The following is a 7,619-nucleotide window of genomic DNA, read 5'->3' as shown; positions in this document are numbered from 1 at the left end:
GGGCACGGCCGGGCGGGCGGGCACGGCCGGGCGGGCGGGCACGGCCGGGCGGGCGGGCGCGGCGAAGACCGTGATCACGCGGTCGCGGCCCCGGCGCGCCGGGAGCACCGCCGCATGATCACGGTGCCGTCGTGCTGCGATGGACCCGCCCGGCGGGCGGGTCAGTGGACCGCAAGGACCAGCGCGACCCGGTCGGCCGCGGCGGCGACGTCGTCGGCGGGAGCGATGCGCTCCGCCCACGACCACCAGTACCACCATCCGTCGGCGCCCCGCTCCGCGAGGATGTTCTCCGTCAGGGCGGAGGCGTCCGGATTCATCACGTGCAGGCTGGGCGACTGGCCGCGGGGCAGCGTGAGGCGCACCCGCAGCCCGCGCTGGACCAGCTCGTCGCCCAGCTCTTCCAGATATTCGATCCGCGTCCGAGCGGGCGCGGCGGTTCCCGTATCGTCAGGCGTCATCCTTGTCTTCCCCATGGACTCCGCGCGGCCCGACGAGGTCTCACCCTTCCCCTTCCCCGGCCCGGGTGCAAGCACTTCGGGCCGGTCGGCGGTGCGCCGCGAACTCCGGCGGCGCCGCGAGCGTCGCAAAGGGCGCGGCGCCCCGGGGCCGCGGACGGCATCCGGGATATCTTGCGCATAGCACTCGAAGGGGGAAGTTGGGGCGTATGGCGATGGCGAGCGCGGGCGCGAACCCGGAGTGGACCCGGCCCGACCAGCGGCTGCCCGAGCGGCGCCCGGCGGAGGGCGCCACGCCGCCCCCGCCGGCGGCGAGCACCTGGCACCGGATGCACAACGCGGTCGGCGTGTTCCTCCTTGCGTACGGGGTGACGAGCCTGGTCGGCGCCGCGCTGCTGTGGGGCGACCGGCGCAAGGAGCTCGCCGGCTACTTCGGCGCGGGAAACGCCGGCGCGCTGCTGGTGGCGGTGAAGGCGGCCGAGGCCGTCCTCCTCGCGGTCGCGGCCGCGGGGATCGTCCGGCGCCGCGACGTGTGGTTCGTCCCGGCGCTGGCCGGCTGGATGGCGGGGTTCGCGGTGTTCGCCGTCCTGGACGTGTTCGACGGCCGGTGGGGCGGGCTCCTGGAGCACCTCCTCTACCTAGCGGGCTTCGTCGTGCTGCTGTTCGTCTCGTACGGGCTCGGAGCGAAGGCGCAGGTCGGCAGCGGTGCGGCGGTCCGCGCGTCCGCCGCGTCCGGGCCGGGCGGCGACGGCGGAGAGGGCGAGCCCGGTGCGGACGGCGAGCCGCGGCGGCTCACCCGGACGCAGGAGTTCGCGCTCGCCGCGCTCAACCGGCTGCCGCACCGCTGAACCGGGCGCGCCCCGGCGCGCCCGGACGCAACCGGCGCGCCCGGACGATACGGGAGCGCCCGGACGACACGGGCGCGTCAGGGATTCAGCGGACGATCCAGGCGATGGCCGTCATGGTCCCCGGCGGCACCTCGGTGAAGCCGCCGTCCCGGACCGCGACGGCCGCCTCCTTGACGCACCGCGACCACGCCACGTCCCGGACGAGGTGAACGGGCGCGCCCGCCTCGACCCACGCCGCGACGTCCTTGCGCCGCCCCTGCCGCAGCAGCAGCTGCGCGGCGTGCCCGCTCTGCGCCGCCGCCTTGCCGGTCGTCATCGTCACGTCCGGGTTCAGGGCGAGCGCGGCGTAGGGCGGCGCGGGCGGCGGCGCCGGCTCCTCGGCGTCGGCGAGATCGAGCCCGGCGACCTGGAGCTTCGCCAGCTGCGGCGGGACGTCGGCGACCGGGCCCGGCGGGAACGCCCGCACCTGCGCGCCCGCGTGCTCGACCGTCACGCCCGGCAGCGCCTGCGCCTCCGGCCAGCGGACGCCGCGCGCGCGCCGCGTCACCTTCCGGATCCGCCGCGACTCCCACTCGTGCACCGCGTCCCGCCACTCCCCATCGGGTTCGGTGGCGCGCGGGTCGGTGAGCAGGCGGACGACGGCGGTCGCCGCGGCCTCGCAGACGGCGCCGTGGGTGGGCGGATCGGCCTTCTCCGCGCGTACCACCAGTTGCATCGCCCAGGGCGGGTCGTCAAGAGGGTCGTGGTCGGGTCGCACGCATGGAGTATTCCAAACCGGTTCCGATGTCCATGACGCGGCTTTCCCGCGGACGATGTGGGTAATGCAACTGTTGCCGTCTCCCGGACGTCAGTCCTGATGCGGGCGCAGCACGGTGGGACGGCCCTCGCCGGAGGGGGGCGAGGGGCACGGCGAGAGGTCGGGTCGGAGGTCGCCGGTGACCAGTGGCGCGTGGAACGAGTCCATCCCCGGAGTCGGTACGTTCTTCGTCGGCATCGACGTCGCCCCGGGGCGATACCGGTGCGACGACGCGGGCGGCGGCTGGTGGGTCCGCTTCACCGGTCCCGGCGGCGGCGACCCGGTCGGCATGTGGCCGCTGCCGGCCGGTGCCACCGAGGTCGAGATCGAGCCGTCCGACTTCGCGTTCGAGACCCATGTCGGCGCGTACTGGCGGCGGATCGCCCCGCCGCGCCGCGCCGGGGACGGCCCGGCCGCCGAGCCGCGCCCGGTCGCCGATCCCGCGCTGCGCGCCGAGCTCGACACGCTCGTCGCGCGCCGCCGTCCGCTGCTGTGGCTGGCGCCGCTGACCGTCCTCGGGCTCGGCCTGCTCGGCTCGCCGCTGCTCGGCTCGCTGTGGCTGATCGGGCTCGGCATGCTCGCGGTCCTGGTCGCGCTCGGCACCCCGTCGGTCTCGCTGGACCTGCGGCGCGCACGCGAGCTGGAGCGCCGCCGGCACCGCTACCTCACCCCCGAGGACTTCGACGAGCCGGGCCGCGCACTGCTGGCCCGCGTGCAGGCCGCGGTCGACGCCGTCCGCGACTCGCAGGTGAACCGGGAGGGGCTGCTCGACGCCGTCGACAACGCGGTCACGCTGCCCCGGCAGGAGTGGGAGATCGCGCAGGTGCTGGCGCGGCAGTCGAAGCTGCGCCGGGAGCAGGAGGAGATGACGGAGGCGGCGCCGCTGCCGGAGGTGGAGGCGGCGCTGCGGCCGCTCCGCGAGAAGCTCGACATCTCCGTCGAGGCGGTGACGCGCCGGATCGAGGCCCTCGAACGGTACGCCGAGCGCGCCCGCGCCGCCGACGAGGCGCTGGCCGCGCACCGCCACCTGGAGTCGCTCGCGGCGAAGGCGCACGAGTACGACGAGCTGCTCGCCGACACCGTCCGCGACGACCTGGCGCTGCCCGCGATCGAGCGGCTCACCGAGCAGGGCGACGCGCTCGTCCGGACGCTGCGCGAGCGGCTCGCGAAGGCCGCCGAGGCGGGCGGCGAGCTCCCGCCCCCTAGATGACCCGCGCGTACATCAGCGCGAACAGCAGGTAGGGGACGAGGAACACCCAGCTCGCGATGATGATGCCGTGCAGCACCTCGCCCGGTTCGCGCGCCCGGCCGAGGTAGCGGTGGTAAACCCAGACCAGCACCGGCGCGGACACGGCCTGCGTCCACAGCGTCCGGTGCGGGAACACGTGCCCGGTCGCGGCGAGCGTCACCGCGATCGCGCACGACGCCGTCCACGCGGCGAGGCCGATCCGGTACGCGCCGCGCGGGCCGAGCCGTACGGCGATGGTCCGGTACCCGCTGGCGAGGTCGGCCTTGTAGTCGGTGACGGTCGTCGGAACGTACAGCGCCGTCGCGACCAGGACACCCTCGACCGCCATCACCCACGGAAAGCCCTCGATCGGCCGGACGACCGTCCATCCGGCCAGCAGCGCGAACCCGCCGACGCCGGCCGCGTTGGTCGCGACGTCGAACCCCGGCCGGTCCTTCAACCGGACCGGCGGCACGCTGTACAGCCAGCCCAGCACCAGGAACCCGAGGGTGACCAGCACGAACGCCGGACGCACGGTCAGCGCGACCAGCAGCGCCGCCGCCGCGGTGACGTGCGCGGCGGCGAGCGCGCCGCCCACGCTCAGCCGCCCGCCGACCAGCGGCGCGTCGTCCTTGCGGGGGTTCTTCAGGTCGCCGTCGAGGTCGAAGGCGTCGTTGATGGCGAGCACGGCCAGCCAGACCAGCGGTCCCCAGACGACGAGCCCGGTCAGCACGGGCGTGACCGCCCGCAGGCATCCGCCGCTCATCGGGACGCACGCGTCCTGCCCGGCGATCAGCCACCGCGTCGCCAGCAGGTGCCCGACGTAGAACGGCACGAGCGAGACGAGCCAGATCGCCGGCCGCGCGACGATCCACAGGTCGAGCAGCACCCGCCAGCGCTGCACGGCCGCCCGCACCGGCACATGGTGCCGCGTCCCGGAAGCGCGCATCCCGTCACCCCCTGGTGATCCTCCCCGCGCCCCCCTATTGGACACTACGTCCATTTGACCGTTGCCACAATTGTGATCTTGAAAACGCCCGTTCCGTCAGTACGAACTGGCAAGATCAGCGCACTCGATCCGGAAGAGACATGGATGGCGCTTCCCTTCCCCGCTGTGCCGCATGTCGCGTACAGGAGGTGTGGATGCGTCCACGACGAAGGTTCGCAACGCTGGTCGCCGCGCTCACGGTGACGACGCCGGCGGCCCTGGCGGGAAGCGCCGGGGCGGTCCGGGCCGACGCCCGGATCCTGATTCCGGCGCCCACCGTCACCTCGGCCGACTACCCCGACGACGAGAAATGGCACGACGGCGTCGGGGTGTACGGGAACTTCACCATCGACGACCCGAGCGACCAGGCGGCCAGGTACGAGGTGCGCCTCAACGATCAGAAGCCCCTCGATCTGCCGACGCAGAACGGCGCTCCCGTCACCGTGGCGATCGCCCCGTACCGGAACGGTCCCAACTACCTCACGGTCGGGTCCTTCGGCCCCAACGGCGAGAACGGGCCGCCCACCCAGTACGACTTCCGCGTCAACCCGGGCAGCGCGCCGAAGGCCCACTGGAAGCTCGACGAGCCCGCCGGAACACGCACGCTCGCGGCCGAGGTCAGGACGGGCGAGGACCCGGTGTCCGCATGGGCGGTCGGAAACGTCGCCACCGGTGCCGAGGGGCAGTTCGCCACGGCCGCCTCTTTCGCCGGCGGCCATGCGGTCACCAAGCCGCTGGTGGACACGTCCAAGAGCTTCACCCTCTCGGCCTGGGCCAAGCCGTCCGGCGATGGCGACGGGACCGTCATCGCGGAGACGGGACGGCACGCGAACGCCTTCGCCCTCCAGTCGGTCGGCGGGCACTGGGCCTTCGTGAAGTCGGCCTCGGACTCCCCCGGCGCTGCGACGGAGCAGGCCGTCGCCGAGCAGCCGCTGTACCAGGACACCTGGGCCCATCTCGTGGGCTCGTACGACGCGACGCAGAACCGGCTCCGGCTGTACGTCAACGGTCGGCCGGCGGCGGACGTCCCGGCGGGCGGCCCGGCATGGGACGCGCGCTCCCTGCGGATCGGCGCGGGCGCACCGGGCGGCGCACGGCCGTTCCACGGCGACGTCGACGAGGTCCGCGTTCACGACCGCATGGTCGTCCCCGACGAGGCGGCGCAGATGGCGAAGGTGCCGAGCGAGGTGCGCGGGCGCTGGAAGTTCAACGCCGACGGCGCCGACGACACCGCGTTCGGCCACCCGATGACCCTCCATGGCGGTGCGGCGATCGACCCGGACGCGGGTCTCGGCGGCTTCTCCTCACCGGCGGGCCTGACGCTGAACGGTGACGGCGCCTACGCCGACACGGCGGGGCCGGTGGCGCGCACCGACAAGAGCTTCTCCATCACGGCCTGGGCGGACGTCGAGCAATGGGCGGGCCGGCCCATGACCCTGCTGTCACTGCCCGGCCGCAACGGCGACCGGCTCTCCGTCCGGTACCTGCCCAGCGAGGACCCCTACCGGGGCAAGTGGCAGCTCGTCATGACCGAAGAGGACGTCCCCGATGCGAAGAGCACGGTCATCGAGAACTACCGCTCCGAGGGCTGGTGGGACCACATCGCGGTGGTCTACGACGCCGTGACGCGAACCGCTCGTCTGTACGTGAACGGGAACCTCGACCAGGACCGCTCCGAAAAGGCGGGAGTCGGCGCCTTCGACGCCGCCGGCGGCCTGCAGGTCGGACGCTCCGCGTTCGGCGATCCCGAGTACTGGTCGGGCGCGGTCGACGATGTGTGGATGCTGCAAGGCGCCCTGAACGAGACTCAGGTGGCCAGTCTGTCCCAGCTGATCGAGATCGACACTCCGACCGGCCCCTGGAACGTAGGCTGACCCGGAGGGCGGTGGCGGCCGGGCGGTGGCGGCCGGGCGGGGTCGCCACCGCCCCGCTGGGATGATCTCCGTGGGGTGGGTAGTTGTCTCTGCCGTGACTTCGAGGATGATGCGGGCGGCGGTCGCGGAGCGGCCGGGGCCGCCGGACGTGCTGCGGGTGCGCGAGGTGCCGGTTCCGGAGCCGCGGCCCGGATGGACGCTGGTCAGGGTCAGGGCGTTCGGGCTGAACCGGTCGGAGATGTTCACCCGGCAGGGCCACTCCCCCGGCGTGCGGTTCCCCCGGGTGCTCGGGATCGAGTGCGTCGGGGAGGTCGCCGCCGGCGGCGCGCTCGCGCCGGGGACGCGGGTCGCCGCGGTCATGGGCGAGATGGGGCGCGCGTTCGACGGCGGCTACGCCGAGTACGCGCTGCTGCCGGACGACCTGCTGATCCCCGTCACGACCGGGCTGGACTGGGAGGTGTTCGGCGCGCTGCCCGAGACGTACCTGACCGCGCAGGGGTCGCTGGACGCGCTGCGCGCCGGCACCGGGACGCTGCTCGTGCGCGGCGGGACGTCGTCGGTCGGGATGGCGGCGCTGTCGCTCGCCAAGGGCCTCGGCCTGCGGACGATCGCGACGACGCGCAACCCCGGGAAGGTGAAGGCGCTGGAGGCGGCGGGCGCCGACCATGTCGTGGTCGACGAGGGCGGCATCGCGGACGGGGTCCGGGCGATCGTCCCGGACGGCCCCGACCACGTGCTCGAACTCGTCGGCGCGGCGACGCTCGCCGACTCGCTCGGGCTCGTCCGCAAGGGCGGGACGGTGTGCATGACGGGCATCCTGAGCGGCGAGTGGGTGCTCCGCGAGTTCGAGCCGATGCAGGCGATGCGCAGCGGGACGCGCCTCACCGTGTTCCACAGCGACGACCTCCAGGGCGCGGCGGGCGCCGGGACGCTGCAGCGGCTCGTCGACGGGGTGGAGAGCGGCCGGTTCCGGCCGAACATCGACCGGGTCTTCGCGCTGGACGAGATCGCCGGCGCGCACCGGTACATGGAGGCCGACGAGGCGACCGGCAAGCTCGTCGTGCGCCTCTAGATGTACTCGGTCATGACGTTGGTGACAGGCGGCTGATGGGTGGGTGGCCGTCGAGTGCGGTGTGTGGGCGTTGGGTGTTGTAGTAGTTCAGCCAGGGTGTCAGGCGGTGGGTGCGTTGGGTGTTGGTGGTGAACACCTGCTGGTAGGCCCATTCGGTGGCCAGGGTGCGGTTGAAGCGTTCGACCTTGCCGTTTTGCCAGGGGCAGTGCGGGCGGATGAGTTTGTGGCGTGCGTCCAGTTCGGCTAGGGCGGCGGCGAAGTCGCGGCTGTGGCTGTAGCACCAGGCGTTGTCGGTCAGCACTCGCTCGATGCGGGTGATGCCGTGGGCGGCGAAGAAGTCGGCGGCGCGGTGCAGGAA

The 7,619-nt window shown here is 73.7% G+C and carries 8 protein-coding genes; 4 read left to right on the top strand and 4 right to left on the bottom strand.

All coding sequences use genetic code 11. From position 1 onward, the window contains the following. Window positions 1-161: 161 nt before the first annotated feature. Entirely contained in the window at window positions 162-458 is a 297-nt protein-coding gene (locus F9B16_RS47585; RefSeq protein WP_151546870.1) for a hypothetical protein, read from the bottom strand. Between the two features lie 206 nt (window positions 459-664). Between F9B16_RS47585 and F9B16_RS47580 the strand changes: the two genes are divergently transcribed. Continuing rightward, entirely contained in the window at window positions 665-1,303 is a 639-nt protein-coding gene (locus F9B16_RS47580; RefSeq protein ID WP_151546869.1) for a hypothetical protein, read from the top strand. A gap of 85 nt (window positions 1,304-1,388) precedes the next feature. Here F9B16_RS47580 and F9B16_RS47575 read toward each other — a convergent pair whose 3' ends face one another. Further along, window positions 1,389-2,060: an aminoacyl-tRNA hydrolase gene (locus F9B16_RS47575; RefSeq protein ID WP_151546868.1), complete on the bottom strand. Its 672-nt coding sequence runs from the start codon at window positions 2,058-2,060 to the stop codon at window positions 1,389-1,391. 178 nt (window positions 2,061-2,238) lie between these two features. Here F9B16_RS47575 and F9B16_RS47570 point away from each other — a divergent pair, with 178 nt between their 5' ends. Further along, window positions 2,239-3,309, top strand: a complete 1,071-nt coding sequence (locus tag F9B16_RS47570; protein ID WP_151546867.1) for a hypothetical protein — start codon at window positions 2,239-2,241, stop codon at window positions 3,307-3,309. Here the strand turns inward: F9B16_RS47570 and F9B16_RS47565 are convergent. Next, entirely contained in the window at window positions 3,302-4,276 is a 975-nt protein-coding gene (locus F9B16_RS47565; protein ID WP_151546866.1) for a UbiA family prenyltransferase, read from the bottom strand. The genes F9B16_RS47570 and F9B16_RS47565 overlap by 8 nt on opposite strands. 194 nt (window positions 4,277-4,470) lie before the next feature. On the opposite strand from F9B16_RS47565, the gene F9B16_RS47560 reads away from it, so the two are divergent. After that, window positions 4,471-6,189, top strand: a complete 1,719-nt coding sequence (locus tag F9B16_RS47560; protein WP_192809354.1) for a LamG domain-containing protein — start codon at window positions 4,471-4,473, stop codon at window positions 6,187-6,189. A 94-nt stretch (window positions 6,190-6,283) separates the two neighbouring features. Continuing rightward, window positions 6,284-7,261 carry a zinc-binding dehydrogenase gene (locus tag F9B16_RS47555; RefSeq protein ID WP_225992606.1) on the top strand — a complete coding sequence of 326 codons (978 nt, stop codon included), beginning with the start codon at window positions 6,284-6,286 and terminating at the stop codon, window positions 7,259-7,261. A gap of 10 nt (window positions 7,262-7,271) precedes the next feature. Here the strand turns inward: F9B16_RS47555 and F9B16_RS47550 are convergent. Then, the coding region (locus F9B16_RS47550; RefSeq protein ID WP_151546864.1) for an integrase core domain-containing protein at window positions 7,272-7,619 on the bottom strand (348 nt) is incomplete at its 5' end.

The organism is Actinomadura montaniterrae (assembly GCF_008923365.1).
In the GTDB taxonomy this organism is placed as follows: domain Bacteria; phylum Actinomycetota; class Actinomycetes; order Streptosporangiales; family Streptosporangiaceae; genus Spirillospora; species Spirillospora montaniterrae.
This window is presented reverse-complemented; position numbering and strand designations above follow the sequence as displayed.

Bases quoted from the DNA above. Each gene is read 5' to 3' on its own strand.
- F9B16_RS47585 (WP_151546870.1), bottom strand. From the start codon at position 458: ATGACGCCTGACGATACGGGAACCGCCGCGCCCGCTCGGACGCGGATC.
- F9B16_RS47580 (WP_151546869.1), top strand. From the start codon at position 665: ATGGCGATGGCGAGCGCGGGCGCGAACCCGGAGTGGACCCGGCCCGAC.
- F9B16_RS47565 (WP_151546866.1), bottom strand. From the start codon at position 4,276: ATGCGCGCTTCCGGGACGCGGCACCATGTGCCGGTGCGGGCGGCCGTG.
- F9B16_RS47560 (WP_192809354.1), top strand. From the start codon at position 4,471: ATGCGTCCACGACGAAGGTTCGCAACGCTGGTCGCCGCGCTCACGGTG.